Genomic DNA, 18704 nt, shown 5'->3' with positions numbered 1-18704 from the left:
TCTAGTGATTTTGAAAGCGCTGGATCGCTCGACCGGATTGGTCGAAGAGATGGCACGCGAGGTGGTTAATCTTCAGGGGCACGGGCTCCCCGGTTCCGATCCGATGATCTCCGACAATTCTGGCGATCGCCGGAGTGCCGTCGGTTTTGAAGGAGATATAGGTCTCCATACCGAGACGTTCCGACAGGAGGGTTTCGGCGGTAAAGTCCGCATCCGAAGGATCTGTGAGAGAAAGGTCCTCCGGGCGAAGTCCAAGTTGCACGGCTCGCCCGGGGACAAGCTCTTTGAACCCTTCCAGGCGCACTCTCCATCCCTCAACGGTCAGTATCGTGGCGATGGCGTCGTTTACAGCTTCGACATGCGCGGAAAATACGTTCATCCTGGGGGAACCGATGAACTGGGCCACAAAAAGGTTGTCTGGCTCCTTGTAGAGTGCGATCGGATGATCCGCCTGCTGTACCTCCCCGTCTTTCAGGACGACAATACGATCAGCGAGTGTCATAGCCTCCACCTGATCATGGGTAACGTAGATGATGGTGGAACCTGTCGTGCGGTGCAGCTCCTGTAACTCCGCGCGCATCTGGACCCGTAACGCAGCGTCCAGATTGGAAAGCGGCTCATCAAACAGGATCACCTTGGGCTCTTTTATGATTGCCCGACCGATCGCCACCCGCTGACGCTGACCGCCGGACAACGCCTGAGGCTTGCGATCGAGCAGCGCGCTCAACTGGAGTTTTTCCGCCACCGCACCGACTTTCCGCTTGATGTCGGCCTTGTCGACGCCTTTCAGATCAAGGGAAAAGCCGATGTTTTCCGCGACCGTCATGTGCGGGTAAAGCGCGTAGGACTGGAAAACCATCGCGAGCCCCCGCTTGTCCGGCGAGACATCGTTCATGAGCTCGCCATCAAGGCGGAACTCACCACCACTGATCGATTCCAGGCCCGCGATCATGCGCAGGAGCGTGGACTTGCCGCAGCCGGAAGGGCCGACAAAGACTGCGAATTCGCCTTGCTTGATCGAGATGTCGACGCCTTTGATAATCTCGAGTGCGCCGAAGCTTTTGCGAATTTTGCTGAGGGTAATGGAAGACATCAGTGTTATCCCTTCAATCCGCCGCCGAAGGTCTGAACCAGAAAGCGCCGTGCGAAGGCAAAAGCGATTATGGCGGGGATGGTGTAGATGGTTGCGATCGCGGCCAGAAGGCCGTAGTCGATCTCGCTGGTGCGCAGAAAGGCACTGTAGATTCCAAGCGGGAGCATCCGCAGTTCCGGCGACGAGATGAAAGTCAGTGGCAGAAGAAAGTCACCCCAGGCGGCGATGAAGGCAAAAAGACCTGAGGCGGCGAGACCCGGCATTGCGAGTGGAATAAGCACGCGACGCAGGCGTTGCGCGAAGGTTGCGCCATCCATGATCGCCGCCTCTTCATATTCCCGCGGAACCGTGTCGAAAAAGGTCTTCATGATCCAGAGCGCCAGCGGCAAATGCATCGTCGCCATCAGCACTATCAGCCCAAAATAGCCGTCGATGAAACCAACGATACGCATCGTCGCCCGGAAATATTCAGGATCGACAACCGGGCGGACAACACTCGCGATAAACTGATTGCCGCTCAACATGACCTTGTAGAGCGGAACGATGAGCGCGGTCGTCGGGAGGACCCGGATGAGTATGATCGAATAGAGAAACGGCCGTTTCCACCAGGCTTGCGTCCTCGACAGAGCATAGCCCCCGAACCCCGCGAGGAAGAGAACGAGCACGGTCGACAGGCCACAGACGATGAGGGAGTTCATCAGCCATCGCAGCCCGTCCTGCTCCAGGAAAACCCGGAAGACGTTGGTCAGGCTGAACTGCGCAGGCATTTTCAGGAACAGCGTCGCATCCGCGTCGAAGGCGGCTGCAAGAAGCCAGAGGAAGGGCATTATACAATAGAGGCTAATGACGAGGAGGAGCCCATAACGGCTCGCGGCTGCCTTCGCGGTCTCGGTGCGTTCAGCCATCAGACTTCCACCTTCAGCGCGCGGACATAGATCATCCCGATCACCAGCGAGAAGGCCAGCACCACAACGGCGACCGCCGAACCATATCCGAGTTGATAGGCGTTAAATGACTGATTGTAGATGTAGATGCCGATGATCTCTGTTGCCCCGGCCGGCCCACCTCGGGTCAGCGCGAAAACAAGGCCGAATATTCCTATGGTGGAGACCGTCGAAACGAGAAGATAGAGGAAAATGGTTGGAACAAGCAGAGGCAGTGTGATGCGGCGGAATATCTGGCTGGCACTGGCGCCGTCCATCCAGGCCGCTTCATAGAGTTCGTCCGAGATCGCGCTCAGGCCCGACGTCATCAGGATCATTGCAAAGCCTATGCCGCGCCAGATGTTGATGATGACGATCATCGTCAACGGAAAGGTCGTCAGCCAGCGCTGCGGATCGATACCGAACCAAGCGACGATGTTGTTGAGCGTGCCATATTCCCCGGCCGCGAGCATCGATGCCCACATCAAGGCCGCGACGACTTCCGGCACCGCATTGGGCATCAGGATGATGGCGTTGATCAGGGGTCTCAGTGCAAAACGCCGCCGCAACAAGATGGCGGAGAGGAGACCGAGCAGAAGCTGGCCGATCACGGCTGAGAACAATACGAACCAGAAGGTGATGGCCAGCGAGCGCCAGAAGTTGCCGTCGGAAAGAAGCCTGGAGTAGTTCGCCAGACCGATAAAACGGGGGCTCATTGCGGCAGGTCCCGTCAGGGCCGCGTTGGTCAGGCTCGTTTGAATTGCAACGAAGGCGGGATAGATCACAAAGGCTGTCAACAGCAATACGGAAGGCAGGATGAGCAATCGGTTGCGCCATACCTCCCTGTGTCTGAAGCTCTCTGACATGTTTCACTCGTCTTTCATGAAAGATGTGGCCAGGCCAGCCGTTGATCGACCGTCGCAGAGCGGACCGTTTCGTTCGGTGGCGACCGGGGCGCTTGCCGTGCCCCGGTCTCGAGATGGTCGGTCGGCTTACTTGACCACATCGTCGCCGAGCGTCGCCTTGACGTAATCGACGAGGATTTTTTGGGCGCCGGCTGCGTCGGCCTTTTCGAGCAGCAACGCCTCCGTGGCTCGACCGACACCTTCCATAACCGTCGAGAAGCCCGGTGCGCTTTTCAGATAGGCACCGCGATCCAGGTCCTTCATGAGTGGGACGAGTGCTGTGAGTTTCTGAAATTCCGTATCGTCCACCGCATCCTTGCGCGAGGGCAGATTGCCTTCGTTTGCGGCATAACTAACCATGAGCTTGACCGAACCCATGGCTTTGAGGACGTTCTTGGCAGCATCCGGATCTGAAGCCGAAGTATTCACCGCCCAGGGATGGCTGAGATCCACCATCACGTATTGGCCACCGTCCTTACCGGGAACCGACCATGTACCCACTGTCTTGGTGACATCAGGAATAGGGTTCTTGCTTTTTGGACCCCAATCGAAAATGTAGCACCAGGATCCACAACTCGTGATCAACAACTTGCCCGCAGGAAACATCTCGTATTTCGGGATCACCCAGGGCTCTGGGCCAAGCAGCGGATCGACCGGCAGGAGCTTGTTAGCCACCATCTGCTCATAGAAGCCAAACACCTCACCGACCCCCTTGCTGGTCAGATCGAGCTTCCCACCGGCGGACGCAATCTGCGGTGTGGAGCTGCCGGCAATTAAAAATCTGAAACTCTCAACGAAAGACCCCGAGCCCCAGGTCACGCCCATCGGCAGCATCAGAGCGTAACTGCCGGTTTTTGCCTTTGCGTCAATCGAACGCTGCAGCAGGTCGTTCCAGTCCTTGGGCTGTTCCGTTGAGATGCCCGCCTTTTCCAGAATGTCGCGGCGAAAAAACAGCTGCTGCACCGACAGCATGGTCGGCATCACATAGATTTTGCCGTCATCGAATGTGGCGGCCTTTTTGGTGATATCGTAGAAGTTGCTATAGGCGTCCGATGCCTTCACCTCTTCGGTCACGTCCTGCAGATAGCCGGCGGTCGCGAAATCGACGACCTGACTGATGCTCGGCAGAGAAAACACGTCGGGGCCAGCCCCGGCGGCAATCTCTGTCAGCAATTTTGAAACATACTCGCGATCAGGGCCTGGATATTCCACAAGTTCAATGTCGACACCGGTCTGCTTTTCGATGTCCGGGATAACAGCTTTCAGGGCTTCGATCCTGGCCTGCCGGTGTTCTGCAATTCTGACGGTTGCGGCAAAGGCCGGAGTGCCAACGACACTCAATGCCAGGACACAACTCGCCCACAAAACTTTCTGCAACATCTGCGTTCTCCTCCCTAGTCATTGTCCAAACCGCTTCCCCGTTGGAGCCGCCTCTCCCAGACGACTGATCCAACAACCACGACTTGACAATCATTGACAATGTTATTCAGATACTCCCAGATTTCTTGGGCCAGCTTGATAATTTTACGGGATTATTTGATGTGAGTAAGCGTTTCACAATCAGTCTTGCCGCAAAGATCGGGCCAAATGAAGCATTCCATGTCAATCGACCTTGGATCGAACGGACACCCCCTCCTGCGCTTCACGATCATGATTTTTTCGAGTGTTTCTGGATTGTCACCGGCAGTTGCTCGCATTTCATCAATGGTGCGGTCGAGCGAGTCGAATCCGGTGGGCTGATGTTCATTCGCCCGTCGGACCGTCACGCGTTTCAAAACACCGAGGAAGCACCCTGTCGGATGGTCAACGTTGCATTTAGCCTGGAGACCGCAGCGCATCTTCTTGACCGCTACGTAGGCGAGTTGGCAGGACGTTACTTCTGGACAAATGGCCGGATGCCGGCCGCATTCCGGCTGAATGCTACGAAGCTCAGAGAATTGTCCGCTTTGGAACAGATCCTTGACCGCGGGAACAGATCGCTCGCACGTATCGAATCTTTCCTGCTCGCGTTGATGACTGATCTGCTCATCGATGCGGTGGATGCAGCGCCTGCAGAGGCACCGGACTGGATGATGCGGGCCTGCGATGCGATGGCAGATCCGCAAGCATTACGGAGTGGCGTGCCGGCGCTCGTCAAGTTTTCCGGCCGTAGCCATGAACATGTTTCGCGCACGTTCCGCCGGCTTCTGGGTCAAACGCCCTCTGCCTATGTCAATACCGTGAGAATGGACCACGCCGCCCGGCATCTGGCGACGTCAAACACACCGATTTCGGAGATCGCGCTCGACTGCGGCATCGATGACCTTAGTCATTTCTACAGGCTCTTCCGACAAATCCACGGCATCAGCCCGATGCGATACCGCCGCAAGGTACATGTCGATCTTGTACACCCGCAGGATGCAACATTCTGAAGGCATGGAGGCCGGACAGACGGGCAGAATTCTGGCGGCCAACCTATTTTTCGGGCTCGGAAGTTTAAGATCTATCCCGGCCACTGAAAACTCCACAGTTATATAACCGGGGATCGTCTCCCCGGTTATAGTTCTCGATTCGGCTTTCAAGCATCTCATTTTTTGGCTTTTGCCGCCTTTTCGATGACATCAGCGACGGCTTGCGGGTTCGAGACATAGACCGCGTGGCTGCCGGGAACCTCGGTGACGGTCGCTCCGGCGCGCTTGGCCATCAGGCGCTGGGCGGGCGGCGGGATCATGTGATCATCGGAGGCGACCAGATAGAAGCTCGGTTTCACCTTCCAGGCCGGTTCGGTCACGGCGCCAGCCAAGGCTTCAACACCCCATGGAACCTGGGAGTCGGCCATGAAGGCGGCAGTTTCGGGATCGACGTCGGCGGCGAAGGACGCTGCGAACTTTGCCTTGTCGAGGAACAGGAAGCCGTCAACCGGGGGCAGGATCGGCGGCACCGAAGCGCCTTCCGGCGGATTGGCGATCAGCGAGGAAACAGATTCGCCCTTGTCGGGTGCAAAAGCGGCGATGTAGACGACCGACTTGACCTTCTCGTTGGTGCCGGCCTCACTGACGACAACACCGCCATAGGAGTGGCCGACGAGCACGACCGGACCATCCAGCTGGTCGATGGCGCGCTTGGTAACGGCAACGTCATCCGCAAGGGAGGTGGTCGGGTTCTGGACGATGCTGACCGTGTAGCCATCCTTCTTCAGGATATCATAAACGCCCTTCCAGCCGGAACCGTCGACGAAGCCGCCGTGGACCAGGACGATGTTCTTGACGGCAGCATCATTCTGCGCCGATGCGATGGAGGTGCCGGTGGCGGCCACTGCGATGGAGGCGGCGGCGGCAAGCAGGATATTCTTGAGCATGTGCGTAACTCCTTTTTCTGTTTCGCGATAACCATTATTGCGATAATCATCTTGTACGCCATCACGTTTTATCTGTCTACTTTTTTATTATCGCAATAATGGTTTCTGTGATAATGTCATGAAAACATTCGCAGAAAATTTTGGAGATCCGACATGACCGATGCCCCGACCCTGCCGCTCGACAGCCAATTGTGCTTCTCGATCTATTCCGCTGCCATTGCGATTAACCGGGCCTACAAGCCCATGCTTGACGCGCTTGGCGTCACCTATACGCAGTATCTGGCGCTGAGCGCCTTATGGGAGCGCGACGGCCTGAGCATATCCGCCATTGCCGACCGGCTCGGACTTGAGCCGAGCACGATTACGCCTGCTGTCAAACGGCTGGAAGCTGCCGGTTTTCTGTCGCGGCGGCGCAGCACGACGGACGAGCGTCTGGTCGAAGTGTTTCTCACCCCTAAGGGGACTGAACTCCAGCCCAAGACCGGCTGCCTCACCGATGCGCTGCTGCGCCGCTCCGGATTCACCATACCCCAGATGATCGATCTGAACGAGAAGGTTCAATCACTGCGAGATGGTTTGGTCCGCGCCAGCACCGAGCAGCCATAGGCGCAGCGCGCCGATAATGCCATGGCACATCGCGGCCAGCCGTCATCGAGGGCAGCGGCAGGTGTCGAAGCTCTATAGCGCTGGCTGCGTGGCAGCTCGGCGCAGGCCATCGCATGGAGGCTCGGCAAGGCCCTCGGCTGACAGGCGGTCGAGTACAGCCACGACCTCGCCAAGACCGCGCTCCCCGGCATAATGCATCGGCCCGCCGCGCCATCGCGGGAAGCCGTAGCCATGGATCTTGACGAGATCGATATCGGCGGAGCGCAGGGCGATGTGCTCCTCCAGAATGCGCATCGCTTCGTTGACCATCGGCAGAATGATCGCGTCGGCGATCGATGCTTCGTCCCAAACCCGCTGCGTTCGACCGCCCATCTCCTCGGCGATGATCGCCGCCACGGTTTCGGACGGCTTTGGCGCACGGTCGACCGGCAGGTAATCGTACCAGCCACCGCCGGATTTCTGGCCGAAACGCTCAATGGCGCAAAGCCGGTCCGCCACAGGTGCAAAAGGTGTTTCGCCCCGCGCGCGGGCAGCCTTGCGCTGAAAGGCGGCGATATCGAGACCGCCGAGATCCTGCGCTTCGAAAGGCCCCATCGGCAGGCCGAAAGCGCGCATGGCGGCATCCACAGCCGAAGGCGTTGCGCCGGAAAGCAGCAACCGTTCGGCCTGCGCCCGCGTCACCTTCAGAATGCGGTTGCCGATGAAGCCATCGCAAATACCGGCGCGAACCGGGATCTTGCCCAGCAGCCGGGCGAGCGCGAAGCCGGTTGCCAGTACCTCCGGCGACGTCGTCGCGGTCGGCACGATTTCCAGCAGCTTCATGACGTGAGCGGGGCTGAAGAAATGCAGGCCGAGGAACCGTTCGGGCTGCCTTACGCCTTCGCTGATCGCGTCGGGATCGAGATAGGAGGTGTTTGTCGCCAGCACCGCATCCGGCCGGCAGATGTCGGAGAGTTTTTCAAAGACAGCGCGCTTCACGGCGAGGTCCTCGAATACGGCTTCGATAACGAGATCGGTATCGGCAAGCAGGCCATAATCATCGCTGCCGATGACGCTAGCCGTGCGCTGGTCTGCAACGTCCTTCGTGATACGGCCGCGTTTCACCGATCCTTCGAAGATGGAACGGATATTCGCAAGCCCGCGCTCGACCGCCGCTGTGTCTCGCTCGATGAGGGTGACCGGCAGGCCGGCGTCTAGCAGCGCCGCGGCAATGCCGGCCCCCATCGTGCCACCGCCGATGACGGCTGCGGAGCGAATATCACGCGGCGTAATGCCGGATAGCTCCGGCGGACGTGGCGCCGCGCGCTCGGCGAAGAAGACATGGCGCAGTGCGGTTGCCTGGGAAGAACCACGCAGCTCCAGGAAGGTCTCCCGCTCGAAGGCCATGGCGTCGGCGAATTCGGCCTCGCTCGCCTTGCGGATGGAAGCGAGTGCGCGCAGTGGTGCAACCTCGCGTCTGGCTTTGGCGGCCACGGCTTTTTCAGCGCTTTCCCAAAAGCCGGTTTCGACGGCCGGCACGGCACGGCTGGAGATCGGCTGCGGGAGGGGTTCTTCAGCGACACTTTTCGCGAAGGCAATCGCACCTGCGCGCAGGTCGCTGTCGATCACGGCATCGATGAGACCAAGGTCTCTTGCCCTCTTCACCCCGACCGGGCTGCCACTCGTCACCAGATCGACGGCGGCAGCGGCACCGATCAGCCGCGGCAGGCGCACCGTACCGCCGGCACCCGGAATGATGCCGAGCTTGACTTCCGGCAGACCGAGGCTGGCGGTGGAAAGCGCTACCCGATAGGCGCAGCCAAGCGTCACCTCGAGACCGCCGCCAAGCGCGCTGCCGTGAATCGCCGCGACCCATGGCTTTTTTGCGTTTTCGATACTCGCAACCACGTCCGGCAGATGCGGCGGAAGCGGCGGCTTGTCGAACTCGCTGACGTCAGCGCCGGCGATGAAGGTGCGTCCGGCGCAGAGCAGTACCACGGCCTTCACCCCCGCATCCGCGTCCAGTTCCGCCACCGTGTCGACGAGCGCCTGGCGGAGCGCCTGCGACAGCGCATTGACGGGCGGATTGTCCACTGTGACGACGGCGATGGTGTCTTCGCGGGCGATGGTAACGGTCATTGTCTCATATTCCCAGGTAAGCGGCGCGGATGCGTTCGTCCGCAATCAGGTCTGCGGCAGGGCCGGACATGGTTATGCGCCCCGTTTCCATGACATAGCCGCGATCGGCGACGGACAGCGCGCCGAAGGCGTTCTGCTCGACAAGAAGCACGGTGACACCGCGCGCCTTCATGCTCTTCACCACATCGAATATCTGCGCAACGAGGATGGGGCGAGGCCCATGCTCGGTTCATCCAGAAGCAGACAGGAGGGGCGTGCCATCAGCGCCCGGGCGATCGCCAGCATCTGCTGCTGGCCACCGGAAAGGCCGCCCGCCGCAAGGTTCCGCTTCTCCTTGAGGATCGGAAACATCACGAAGGCATCCTGCATATCGCGCTCCACCTTGTCGTCGGCGAAGAGATAGGCGCCGAGCCGAAGATTCTCCTCCACCGTGAGATTGGTGAAAATCTGGCGACCTTCCGGTGATTGGGCGAGACCGCGTTTCACACGGGTATGCGCCGGAACAGTCGTCAATGCCTCACCCCGGAACATGATGGAGCCTGCCGAAACCGGCTGGATGCCGGAGAGGCACTTCAAAAGCGTCGTCTTGCCGGCGCCATTTGCGCCAACGACAGTAACGATTTCGCCGGAAGCCACGTCGAGATCAATGCCGTGCAGCACCTCGATGCGGCCGTAACGTGAGCGTAGTCCTTCAACCGTCAGCATTCTGGACCTCCGCTGCCTGTGTACCAAGGTAGGCCTCGACAACGCGCGGATCGCGCGAAATCGCCGCCGGTTCGCCCTCGGCGATCTTTTCGCCATGGTCGAGCACGACGATGTGGTTGGAAATGCGCATGACCATCTTCATGTCGTGCTCCACCAGCAGGATCGACACGCCCTCGGCCGCGACCTGCGCGATGAGATGATCGATCTCCTCCGTCTCGACGGCGTTACAACCTGCGGCCGGTTCATCGAGCAGCAGCGCGCGGGGTTTCAGCGCCAGCGCGCGGGCAATCTCCAGGCGTTTCAACGCGCCATAAGAGAGCGAGCCCGCCTCCTGTTCGGCGGCCCGGCCGAGACCGACCCGGTCTAGTAGGGCCCGCGCACTTTCCTCCGACGCCCGGCTGCGGCGACGCGTGGCAGGCAGCGAGAAGAGATCGGCGAAGACCGAACCGCGCTCATGCAGATGATGGCCGACAATGGCGTTTTCGAGCACGCTCATCGACTGGAATATCTGCAAATTCTGAAAGGTCCGCGACAGGCCGCGGCGGGCGAGCAGGTGCGGTGACATGCGGGTAACGTCCTCGCCATCCAGCAGGACACGGCCGCGCGTCGGGGCATAGACGCCGGAGATCATGTTGAAGAGGGTCGTCTTGCCGGCACCGTTCGGGCCGATGACGGAGACGATCTCACCGGGTTTCAGGGAAAAGCCGACATCCTGGACGGCGCGCAATCCGCCGAAATCGATGCCGAGACCCTCTATCTGAAGCAGGCTCATTCTCCCCTCCCTCTGAGACGGCGCGCGATGGACGGCAGCAGGCCCTCGCGCATGAAGATCATCACCAGCATCATCACGAGGCCGAGCATGAGCTGTTCGTATTCCTGAAAGATCGTCAGCACCTGCGGCAGCGTGGTGAGGATCGCAGCCCCCAGAATGGCGCCCGGCACCGAACCGGCACCGCCGAGCACCGTCATGGTCACCATTTCGATGGAGTGCATGAAACCCGCGACATCCGGCGTGATGAACTTGTTCTGCAACGCCAGCAGCGAGCCCGAAACCGAGGCATAGACCGCCGAGATGACGAAGGCGACCAGCTTATGGTGCGCAACATCGACGCCAACCGTGCGGGCGGCGACTTCCGAGCCATGCAATGCACGCAGCGCCCGGCCGGTCGGGCTGTGGTACAGATTGAGCGCCAGCCAGGCGCCGATTACCAGCACGAGGCCGGAAAAAGCATACCAGAACTCGGTGTTGGACAGGTCGATGCCGATTGACTTCAGCATGGTGCGCAGGCCCAGTTCCGGCACCGCCATGCCATCCGGCCCGCCGGTCAATTTGGCCTCGTTCGAAAGCACCATCGAAACAAGGATGCCGAAGCCGAGGCTGGCGACGGCAAGATAATATCCCTTGAGGCGCAGGATCGGCCGACCGACGAGATAGGCGATGGCCGCAGAAACAAGCGCGCCGAGGATGGCGGCAAGCGCCGGGTGCAGGCCGAGATGGACGGGCGCAAGCGCGCAGGCATAGGCACCGATACCCGCAAAGCCCGCATGGCCGAGGCTGATCTGACCGGCATAACCGATGAGGATGACGAGGCCCGTCACCGCAAGGCCGTTGACGAAAATCAGCGAGCCGACACGGAAATAATAGGACGACGGAAAAAAGACCGGCGCAATCGCGATGACTGCTGCGAGGATGAGAAGCGTGGCTGCCTTGTTCGATAACCGCATTGTCACACCCGATCCGTCGACTTGTGGCCAAACAGCCCCTGTGGCATGGCGAAAAGCACGGCGAGGATGATGATGAACGCAGCCGCATCCTTATATTGCGAGCTGATATAACCGGCCGTCATTGCTTCCAGAATACCGAGCAGCAGGCCACCGACCAGCGCGCCCTTCGGGTTGCCCATGCCGCCCAGCATGGCTGCGGCAAAACCTTTCAGCGCCAGCGCAAGGCCGACATCATAGCCCGTCAGCGTAATCGGCGTCACCAGCACGCCGGCCAGTGCCCCGATCGCGGCGGACATGGCGAAAGAGAGCGTCATCACATAATTGGTGTTGATGCCGACAAGCTGCGCGGCGACGCGGTTATTGGCGGTTGCCAGCACCGCACGGCCGATCAGCGTGCGGGTGAAGAACAGCCAGAGACAGAAGAAGACGGCCAGCGCACCGGCAATGACCCAGAGGCTCTGCGGCAGGATGGTCGCGCCGCCGATGGCAATCGGCTGGTCGCCTGAAAAAGCCGGGAAACGGTGAAGCTGCTTGTCGAAGACGAGCTGCGTGGCGCCTCTGATAAAAATCGAAGCGCCGATGGTGATGATGATCAGCGAAACAACCGGCGCGCCGCGCGCGGGCTCTATCGCCAGCTTGTTGAGCGCAACGCCAATCGCCGCCGTCGTCACGATGGCGATGAGCGCGGCCAGCGGCAGCGGCACGCCTGCGGCATGCGCGAAAAACGTGATCATGCCGCCCAGCATGACGAACTCGCCCTGGGCGAAGTTCACGACGTCGGAGGCATTGTAAATGATCGTGAAACCGAGAGCGACCAGCGCATAGACGGCGCCGACCGTTATCCCGGACAGAAGGAATTGCAGCAATTCGGGCATGGGGGCCTCCGCTTGGCGCGACGGTTCCCGCCGGTCAGCGCCTTGATGGCGCAGACCGGCGGCACGGTCCGGTTATTCGACGATTTTCCAACCGCCGTTTTCGATCTTCAGCATGCGAAAGGCTGAGAGATCGAGGCCAAGATGATCCGTTGCCGACATCGTCACCGTACCGGTCGTTCCGACAAGACCCGATGTGCCTTCAATGGCATCACGGATTGCCGACGGCTCGGCGCTGCCAGCCCGCTTGATCGCATCAACGAGAATGCGCAGGGCGTCATGAGCATAGCCACCGAAGGTCGAGACCGGCTTTCCGGTCGCTTTCTCATAGGCTTGCTTGTAGGCGACGACCACGGCGCGCTGCGGGTCGCTTTCCGGAAGCAGTCCGGCGACGAGCAGCGCCGTGCCCGGCAGGCGCACGCCTTCCGCAGCCTGCGCACCGGCAAGCTCGATAAAGCCGTCCGAGGCGACGCCGTGCGACTGGTAGAGCGGCAGGCCGACGGCAAGCTGCGCATAGTTGCGCGTGACGATCGCCGGGCCCTGGCCGAAGCCCGGATTGAGCACGGCCTGAATGCCATTCTTGCCCTTGATGTTGGTCAGCTGCGGCGTCATGTCGGCATCGGTCGGGCCATAGGTCTCGTCAGCCAGAACCTCGATGCCATATTCGCCGATGATCGCCAGGCACTGCTTGCGCATGGAAGCGCCGAAACCGTCCGAGCCGGAGATCAGGCCGATCTTGGCGATACCGGCCTTCTTCATGTCCTCGAAAATCTTGGCGCAGGCCATGCGATCCGTATGCGGCGTCTTGAAAACGAAGGGCTTGACCGGATCGATGATTTCGATTGCGCCGGCAAGCGAGATGAACGGCACTTCGGCATCAGAAAGGACCGGGATGACGGCCATGGATGTGCCGGTCGTGGTGCCACCGATGACCGCAACGACTTCATCATCCTCGACGAGGCGGGTCGCAAAGGTGCGGGCCTTGTTCGGGTCGCCGCCATCATCATAGATGACAAGCTGCAGCTTCTCGCCATTGACGCCACCTGCCGCATTGATCTCTTCCACGAGCATCTTCAGCGTCTTGGCTTCCGGGTCGCCCAAAAACGATGCGGGGCCGGTTTCGGAAACGGTGGCGCCGATCTTGATGTCAGCCAAAGCGGGCGCGGCAAAGCCGAGGGCAAAGGCCAGCGAAGCTGCAAGCGCAGTCGTCGTCAAAAATTTCATGTTGATTTCTCCTCCCAAAGAAAAAAGTTTAAGTCGAAATTCCTCTCACGCCGCCACAGGGCGGCGCCACATCACCACGCGGAACCGGTTTGCAACAAATGCCGCATCCGTCAGGCTGGCATTGCCCGCAGGGTTGGCACCGGTAACGTGGAAATCGCTGAAAGCGGCGCTCTGGTTGACATAGATGCCGCCGGTCAGATTGACCGAAAGATTGACGCCTGCGGCAGCGAAACGGTCGGCTGCGCCGAGAATTCGTGCCTCGTCTGTTTCGTAGAGTGCGGCCGTAATCGCCCCCTTGCGCTCGGCAAGTTCAGCAGCGCGGTTGACGCCCTCGGTCACGTTGTCGACAGCAACGACGAAGGCAATCGGGCCGAAGCGCTCCTCACCATAAGCATCCGTATCGGCCGCATCGACGGCAAGGATCAGGGGTGTCGCGGTGCGCGCCTCGTCAAGTCCCTCGACCGGCATGGACTCGCGCAATACACGTCCGACCGACCGGGCCGCCGCAATGCGGGCAAGCGTGTCGGGATTGGCGATCGCTCCGCAGATACCGGCCGCACGCGCCGGATCGGCAAGCAGGGCATCGACGGCAGCGGTGATACCGGACGCGACCTCCTCGAAGCTCTTGTGACCCTCATTCGTTTCGATACCGCCGCGCGGCACGAAAATATCCTGTGGCGCCGTGCACATCTGGCCGGAATAGAGCGACAGCGAAAAGGCAATGTTGCCGCACATGCCGGCGAAATCGTCGGTGGCGCCGATGACGATGGAATTGACGCCCGCCTCTTCGGTATAGACATCGGCGCTGCCGGCGTTTTCGCGCACCCAGCTGCCGAAACTGTTCGAACCGGTATAGTCGATGATAGCGATGGCGGGATGCCGCACGAGATCCTTCGTAATCTCGGCGCCGGGCGCATCAGTGGCAAGCAGCACGATGTCGGCCGCAAACCCCTCTTCCACCAGCACCTGACGGGCTATCTCAACGGTGATGGCCAGAGGCAGGATCGCGGCCGGGTGCGGCTTGACGATGACCGTATTGCCGGTGGCAAGGCTGGCGAAAAGGCCGGGATAGCTGTTCCAGGTGGGAAACGTGTTGCAGCCGATGACCAGTGAAATACCGCGCGGAAAAATGCGCCAGTGCTTCTCCATGACGATAGGCTCGCCCCTGCCCTGCGGCTTCGTCCAGATCGCCTGCAAAGGTGTGCGGCTCATCTCGGCATAGGCATAGGCCACCGCCTCAAGACCACGATCCTGGGCATGCGGGCCGCCGGCCTGAAAGGCCATGGCAAAGGCCTGGCCCGTCGTATGCATAACGGCATTCGCCATCTCGAAGCTTCTGGCATTCAGCCGCGCCAGGATTTCGAGACAGATGCCGGTGCGCACCTCCGGCGATGCGGATGCCCATTGCGACGCGGCGGCGCGAGACGCCGAAATCAGCAGATCGGGGGATGCGGCGGGATAGGTAATGCCGAGCGCCGGGCCGAAGGGAGAGATTTCCACGCCGACAGGACTTTTGTCTGCAGGGTGTCCGGGCAGGTCGAAGGGCTGCGCGAGGCGCGCCTTGTAAGAGGCTAGACCATCATCCTTGGCGGTTTCGCCATAGATCTTGCCGCTTGGGACCTCGGGATAGGCCGACCAGTAATCGCGCTTGGCCGCAGCATCAGTCGCCGCTTGCAGCGTCGGTTGATGGCGCTCGAATAGTCCGGTCATATCTGGCTCCTCCCAGTCTGCTGTTTTATAATTGACTGACCGGCCGGTTTATGCAAGAACTTTTTTACGGTCGCCGCTGGGAAGGGCGACAGGGAGGAAACATGTCGGATTCAGACACTATTCTGTCTGCGTTTGCCGATGGCGTTCTCAGCCTGACGCTGAACCGCCCGGACAGGCTCAATGCCTTCAACGAAGAAATGCATCTTGCACTACGCGCCGGTTTCGAGCGCGCCAATGCGGATGCGGATGTCCGCGCCGTCCTGTTGACCGGTGCCGGCCGCGGTTTCTGCGCCGGCCAGGACCTTGGCGATCGTGACCCTAAGAAGGGCGTGCCGGATCTCGGCCACACCATCGAGACCTTCTATAATCCATTGCTGCGCCTGATCCGCAGCCTGGAGAAGCCGGTCATCTGTGCCGTCAACGGCGTTGCCGCCGGCGCTGGCGCCAATATCGCCTTTGCCTGCGATATCACCCTTGCCGCCCGCTCCGCCCGCTTCATCCAGGCCTTCGCCAAGATCGGCCTCGTGCCGGATTCCGGCGGCACCTGGAGCCTGCCGCGTCTGATCGGCGAGGCCCGTGCCAAGGCGCTCACGCTCACCGCAGAACCGCTTGCAGCCGAAACCGCCGCCGACTGGGGCCTGATCTGGCGCGCCGTCGATGACGACAAGTTGCTGGAGGAGGCATCCGCGCTCGCCACCCGCCTCGCCGCAGGTCCGACCAAAGGGCTTGGCATGACGAAACGCGCCATACAGGCGGCTGCGACCAATTCGCTGGATCAGCAGCTCGACCTCGAACGCGACCTGCAGTGTGAGGCCGGGCGCAGCGCCGATTATGCCGAAGGCGTTGCCGCCTTCCTCGAAAAGCGCAAACCGGAGTTCAAAGGCAAATGAGCGCCGCCAGCCTTTCCCCGCAGGCACTGGCCGAAGCCTGCGCCAAAGCAATGTGGGACGATGACAACGCCACCCGCCATCTTGGCATGGAGCTTCTTGCGGTCGCGCCCGGCGAGGCGACGATCACGATGACGATTGCCGAAACCATGACGAATGGCCATGGCACCTGCCATGGCGGATATATCTTCACGCTGGCGGATTCCGCATTCGCCTTTGCCTGCAATACCTATAACCAGCGCACTGTCGCCCAGCACTGTTCGGTGACCTATATCGCGCCGGCTTTCAAGGGCGACCGGCTGACGGCGACGGCACGGGAGGTGTCGCGCCGCGGACGGGCCGGGATCTACGATATCCGCATCACCAATCAGGAGGGCGAGCACGTTGCGGAATTCCGCGGCCACTCGCGAACAGTCAAGGGTACCCATCTGCCGGAGTAGAGCCGACGCCGGTACCATCGCATTCTCGGAGGAGATTTTAATGGAAGACCTTTCCCCCGCCCCGGCGACCTCGACACGATCGAGACGGCGTCGCGCGACGAGATTTCCGCGCTGCAACTTGAGCGCATGAAGTGGTCGCTGACCCACGCCTACGAGAATTCCCCCTTTTACCGCCAGCGCTTCGATGAGGTCGGCGTTCACCCCTCAGACCTGAAGACGTTGTCGGATCTCGCAAAATTCCCCTTCACCACCAAGAAGGACCTGCGCGACACCTATCCGTTTGGCATGTTCGCCGTGCCGCGCGAAAAGCTCGCCCGAATCCACGCCTCCTCCGGCACCACCGGCAAGCCGACCGTCGTTGGCTACACCGCAAAGGACATCGACACCTGGGCAACCGTCGTCGCCCGTTCGATCCGCGCCTCGGGCGGCCGTGCCGGCGATATCGTCCATGTCGCCTATGGTTATGGCCTGTTCACCGGCGGCCTCGGCGCGCATTACGGCGCAGAGAAACTCGGCTGCACGGTCGTGCCGATTTCCGGCGGCATGACAGAACGCCAGGTGACCTTGATGCAGGATTTCAAGCCGCGCATCATTATGGTCACGCCTTCCTATATGCTCTCCATCCTCGACGAGTTCCGCCGTCATGGCATCGACCCGCGCGAAAGCTCCCTCGCCGTCGGCATTTTCGGCGCCGAACCATGGACCAATTCGATGCGGCAGGAGATCGAGCAGGCTTTCGACATGCACGCCGTCGATATCTACGGTCTTTCGGAAGTGATGGGGCCCGGTGTCGCCAACGAATGCGTCGAGACGAAGGACGGCCTGCACATCTGGGAGGATCATTTCTACCCCGAAATCATCGATCCGGTGACAGGTGACGTGCTGCCGGATGGCGAACTTGGCGAGCTGGTCTTCACGACACTGACCAAGGAAGGCCTGCCGATCGTGCGCTACCGCACGCGGGACCTGACGCGGCTGCTACCCGGCACGGCGCGGTCCATGCGCCGCATGGAGAAGATAACCGGACGTTCCGACGACATGATGATCCTGCGCGGCGTCAATGTTTTCCCCACGCAGATCGAGGAACAGATCCTGAAATGTCGCGGCCTTGCCCCTCATTTCCAGATCGAGCTCAGCCGTTCGGGCCGTATGGACAACATGACGGTTCACGTCGAATGTACGCTGGACGCGACCGATGAGGGCGCACGCACCGGATCTGCGAAAGAGCTTGCCCACCACATCAAGAGCGTGGTTGGCGTTTCCACGAAGATTTCGGTGCATGAGCCCGGAGGCGTGGCGCGCTCGGAAGGCAAGGCGAAGCGGGTGGTGGACAACCGCCCGAAAGAATGAATGAAGGAAAAGCCGGAATAGTCCGGCACCGGGTTGACTGTGTAAAGGGAGGAGCGGCACCCCTCCCACGGCAATCACCCGGGAATGAGCAGAAACAGGAAGACCATGGCACGGACGCGGGCAGTTGATTTCGAGGAAAAACAGCGTGGCATTCTGACGAGTGCCGCGGCGGTGTTTGCCGAGGTGGGCATGGAGAAGGCTTCCATGTCGATGATCGCCTCGCACAGCAATGTCTCCAAGGCCCTGCTCTATCACTATTATCCCGGCAAGGACGCGTTGATATTCGACATCGTCCGCACGCACCTGACGGAACTCGACGGCGCGATCGAAGCGGCGGATCGTAGCGATGTGGCGCCGCAGGAGCGCCTGCGCCTTCTCGTGAAGGCCGTCATGAAGAACTACGAAGGCCGCGATAACGAACACAAGGTGCAGCTCAACGGCACCAGCGCGCTGTCGCAGGAACAGCTTGCGGAGCTGCAGGCGATCGAAAGACGAATCGTCAAGCGCTTCTCCGGCGTGATACAGCAGGTCAACCCCGACCTTAACCGGGACCGGCCATTGCTGATGCCAGTGACCATGTCGCTCTTCGGCATGATGAACTGGGTCTATATGTGGTTCAGGCCGAACGGCCCTGTCACACGCGACGAATATGCGGATATCGCAACCACGCTCATCCTCGAAGGCGTTAAAGCCGTGCGCTGACGCGCACCATCGCTCTTTTCCACAACGAACGACTCAAGACGCCCTTCTCCACATCTCCCGTGATCCGACAGGCCCGATCTCGCACTCAAGATCAGGCCTCCTCGCCG

Annotated in this window: 17 protein-coding genes and 1 pseudogene; 6 read left to right on the top strand and 12 right to left on the bottom strand. The window is 60.6% G+C overall.

Annotation, left to right across the window (positions count from 1 at the left end; genetic code table 11):
* Position 1: 1 nt before the first annotated feature.
* From G3A56_RS22000 to G3A56_RS21985, 4 genes are all read right to left on the bottom strand, one after another.
* The gene (locus G3A56_RS22000) at positions 2-1093 is read right to left on the bottom strand and encodes an ABC transporter ATP-binding protein (protein ID WP_035243281.1); all 1092 of its coding nucleotides are present in this window, start codon (positions 1091-1093) and stop codon (positions 2-4) included.
* Positions 1094-1098: 5 nt separating this feature from the next.
* Positions 1099-1998, bottom strand: coding sequence for a carbohydrate ABC transporter permease (locus tag G3A56_RS21995; RefSeq protein ID WP_003498163.1), 900 nt, complete (start codon positions 1996-1998; stop codon positions 1099-1101).
* Positions 1998-2882, bottom strand: coding sequence for a carbohydrate ABC transporter permease (locus tag G3A56_RS21990; RefSeq protein ID WP_082185171.1), 885 nt, complete (start codon positions 2880-2882; stop codon positions 1998-2000). The genes G3A56_RS21995 and G3A56_RS21990 overlap by 1 nt, the downstream gene beginning before the upstream one ends.
* Before the next feature lie 126 nt (positions 2883-3008).
* Positions 3009-4301 (bottom strand): ABC transporter substrate-binding protein, encoded by a 1293-nt coding sequence (locus tag G3A56_RS21985; protein WP_082185172.1) that lies wholly within the window; start codon positions 4299-4301, stop codon positions 3009-3011.
* Positions 4302-4384: 83 nt separating this feature from the next.
* Between G3A56_RS21985 and G3A56_RS21980 the strand changes: the two genes are divergently transcribed.
* On the top strand, positions 4385-5332 hold the full coding sequence (locus G3A56_RS21980) for a helix-turn-helix transcriptional regulator (RefSeq protein WP_082185173.1): 948 nt from the start codon (positions 4385-4387) through the stop codon (positions 5330-5332).
* A 155-nt stretch (positions 5333-5487) separates the two neighbouring features.
* Here the strand turns inward: G3A56_RS21980 and G3A56_RS21975 are convergent, their stop codons facing one another.
* A complete protein-coding gene (locus G3A56_RS21975; protein ID WP_082185174.1) occupies positions 5488-6258 on the bottom strand; it encodes an alpha/beta fold hydrolase in 771 nt (256 codons plus the stop codon).
* A gap of 153 nt (positions 6259-6411) precedes the next feature.
* On the opposite strand from G3A56_RS21975, the gene G3A56_RS21970 reads away from it, so the two are divergent.
* Positions 6412-6864, top strand: coding sequence for a MarR family winged helix-turn-helix transcriptional regulator (locus G3A56_RS21970; protein WP_003498154.1), 453 nt, complete (start codon positions 6412-6414; stop codon positions 6862-6864).
* Positions 6865-6936: 72 nt separating this feature from the next.
* Here the strand turns inward: G3A56_RS21970 and G3A56_RS21965 are convergent, their stop codons facing one another.
* From G3A56_RS21965 to paaN, 7 genes and pseudogenes are all read right to left on the bottom strand, one after another.
* Complete coding sequence (locus G3A56_RS21965) at positions 6937-8982, bottom strand: 3-hydroxyacyl-CoA dehydrogenase NAD-binding domain-containing protein (RefSeq protein ID WP_082185175.1); 2046 nt, start codon at positions 8980-8982, stop codon at positions 6937-6939.
* 4 nt (positions 8983-8986) lie between these two features.
* A pseudogene (locus G3A56_RS21960) lies at positions 8987-9687 on the bottom strand (ABC transporter ATP-binding protein).
* Complete coding sequence (locus G3A56_RS21955; RefSeq protein WP_003498148.1) at positions 9674-10459, bottom strand: ABC transporter ATP-binding protein; 786 nt, start codon at positions 10457-10459, stop codon at positions 9674-9676. The pseudogene G3A56_RS21960 and the gene G3A56_RS21955 overlap by 14 nt, the downstream one beginning before the upstream one ends.
* Positions 10456-11412: a branched-chain amino acid ABC transporter permease gene (locus G3A56_RS21950; RefSeq protein WP_137067612.1), complete on the bottom strand. Its 957-nt coding sequence runs from the start codon at positions 11410-11412 to the stop codon at positions 10456-10458. Before G3A56_RS21950 ends, G3A56_RS21955 begins: the two co-directional genes overlap by 4 nt.
* Positions 11413-11414: 2 nt before the next feature.
* Complete coding sequence (locus G3A56_RS21945; protein ID WP_003498144.1) at positions 11415-12287, bottom strand: branched-chain amino acid ABC transporter permease; 873 nt, start codon at positions 12285-12287, stop codon at positions 11415-11417.
* 72 nt (positions 12288-12359) lie between these two features.
* The gene (locus G3A56_RS21940; protein WP_035227468.1) at positions 12360-13508 is read right to left on the bottom strand and encodes an ABC transporter substrate-binding protein; all 1149 of its coding nucleotides are present in this window, start codon (positions 13506-13508) and stop codon (positions 12360-12362) included.
* Between the two features lie 45 nt (positions 13509-13553).
* Positions 13554-15218, bottom strand: a complete 1665-nt coding sequence (paaN, locus tag G3A56_RS21935; protein ID WP_082185177.1) for a phenylacetic acid degradation protein PaaN — start codon at positions 15216-15218, stop codon at positions 13554-13556.
* A gap of 101 nt (positions 15219-15319) precedes the next feature.
* Between paaN and paaG the strand changes: the two genes are divergently transcribed.
* The 4 genes from paaG (at position 15320) to G3A56_RS21915 (ending at position 18597) form a co-directional block, all read left to right on the top strand.
* Entirely contained in the window at positions 15320-16108 is a 789-nt protein-coding gene (gene paaG / locus G3A56_RS21930) for a 2-(1,2-epoxy-1,2-dihydrophenyl)acetyl-CoA isomerase PaaG (protein WP_082185178.1), read from the top strand.
* Positions 16105-16545 (top strand): hydroxyphenylacetyl-CoA thioesterase PaaI, encoded by a 441-nt coding sequence (gene paaI / locus G3A56_RS21925; protein ID WP_082185179.1) that lies wholly within the window; start codon positions 16105-16107, stop codon positions 16543-16545. The genes paaG and paaI overlap by 4 nt, the downstream gene beginning before the upstream one ends.
* Before the next feature lie 126 nt (positions 16546-16671).
* On the top strand, positions 16672-17895 hold the full coding sequence (paaK, locus tag G3A56_RS21920) for a phenylacetate--CoA ligase PaaK (RefSeq protein WP_308400319.1): 1224 nt from the start codon (positions 16672-16674) through the stop codon (positions 17893-17895).
* Positions 17896-18000: 105 nt separating this feature from the next.
* Entirely contained in the window at positions 18001-18597 is a 597-nt protein-coding gene (locus G3A56_RS21915) for a TetR/AcrR family transcriptional regulator (protein ID WP_003498136.1), read from the top strand.
* The last annotated feature ends 107 nt before the right edge of the window (positions 18598-18704 follow it).

It is taken from the genome of Rhizobium oryzihabitans (genome assembly GCF_010669145.1).
Taxonomy (GTDB): Bacteria; Pseudomonadota; Alphaproteobacteria; order Rhizobiales; family Rhizobiaceae; genus Agrobacterium; species Agrobacterium oryzihabitans.
The sequence above is the reverse complement of the archived record's forward strand: the minus strand, read 5'-3'. Positions and strand labels throughout refer to the sequence as shown.

Excerpts from the sequence above, each read along its gene's own strand:
- G3A56_RS22000 (WP_035243281.1), bottom strand. The coding sequence starts at position 1,093 with ATGTCTTCCATTACCCTCAGCAAAATTCGCAAAAGCTTCGGCGCACTC.
- G3A56_RS21995 (WP_003498163.1), bottom strand. The coding sequence starts at position 1,998 with ATGGCTGAACGCACCGAGACCGCGAAGGCAGCCGCGAGCCGTTATGGG.
- G3A56_RS21990 (WP_082185171.1), bottom strand. The coding sequence starts at position 2,882 with ATGTCAGAGAGCTTCAGACACAGGGAGGTATGGCGCAACCGATTGCTC.
- G3A56_RS21985 (WP_082185172.1), bottom strand. The coding sequence starts at position 4,301 with ATGTTGCAGAAAGTTTTGTGGGCGAGTTGTGTCCTGGCATTGAGTGTC.
- G3A56_RS21975 (WP_082185174.1), bottom strand. The coding sequence starts at position 6,258 with ATGCTCAAGAATATCCTGCTTGCCGCCGCCGCCTCCATCGCAGTGGCC.
- G3A56_RS21970 (WP_003498154.1), top strand. The coding sequence starts at position 6,412 with ATGACCGATGCCCCGACCCTGCCGCTCGACAGCCAATTGTGCTTCTCG.
- G3A56_RS21965 (WP_082185175.1), bottom strand. The coding sequence starts at position 8,982 with ATGACCGTTACCATCGCCCGCGAAGACACCATCGCCGTCGTCACAGTG.
- G3A56_RS21955 (WP_003498148.1), bottom strand. The coding sequence starts at position 10,459 with ATGAGCCTGCTTCAGATAGAGGGTCTCGGCATCGATTTCGGCGGATTG.
- G3A56_RS21950 (WP_137067612.1), bottom strand. The coding sequence starts at position 11,412 with ATGCGGTTATCGAACAAGGCAGCCACGCTTCTCATCCTCGCAGCAGTC.
- G3A56_RS21945 (WP_003498144.1), bottom strand. The coding sequence starts at position 12,287 with ATGCCCGAATTGCTGCAATTCCTTCTGTCCGGGATAACGGTCGGCGCC.
- G3A56_RS21940 (WP_035227468.1), bottom strand. The coding sequence starts at position 13,508 with ATGAAATTTTTGACGACGACTGCGCTTGCAGCTTCGCTGGCCTTTGCC.
- paaN (WP_082185177.1), bottom strand. The coding sequence starts at position 15,218 with ATGACCGGACTATTCGAGCGCCATCAACCGACGCTGCAAGCGGCGACT.
- paaG (WP_082185178.1), top strand. The coding sequence starts at position 15,320 with ATGTCGGATTCAGACACTATTCTGTCTGCGTTTGCCGATGGCGTTCTC.
- paaI (WP_082185179.1), top strand. The coding sequence starts at position 16,105 with ATGAGCGCCGCCAGCCTTTCCCCGCAGGCACTGGCCGAAGCCTGCGCC.
- paaK (WP_308400319.1), top strand. The coding sequence starts at position 16,672 with ATGAAGTGGTCGCTGACCCACGCCTACGAGAATTCCCCCTTTTACCGC.
- G3A56_RS21915 (WP_003498136.1), top strand. The coding sequence starts at position 18,001 with ATGGCACGGACGCGGGCAGTTGATTTCGAGGAAAAACAGCGTGGCATT.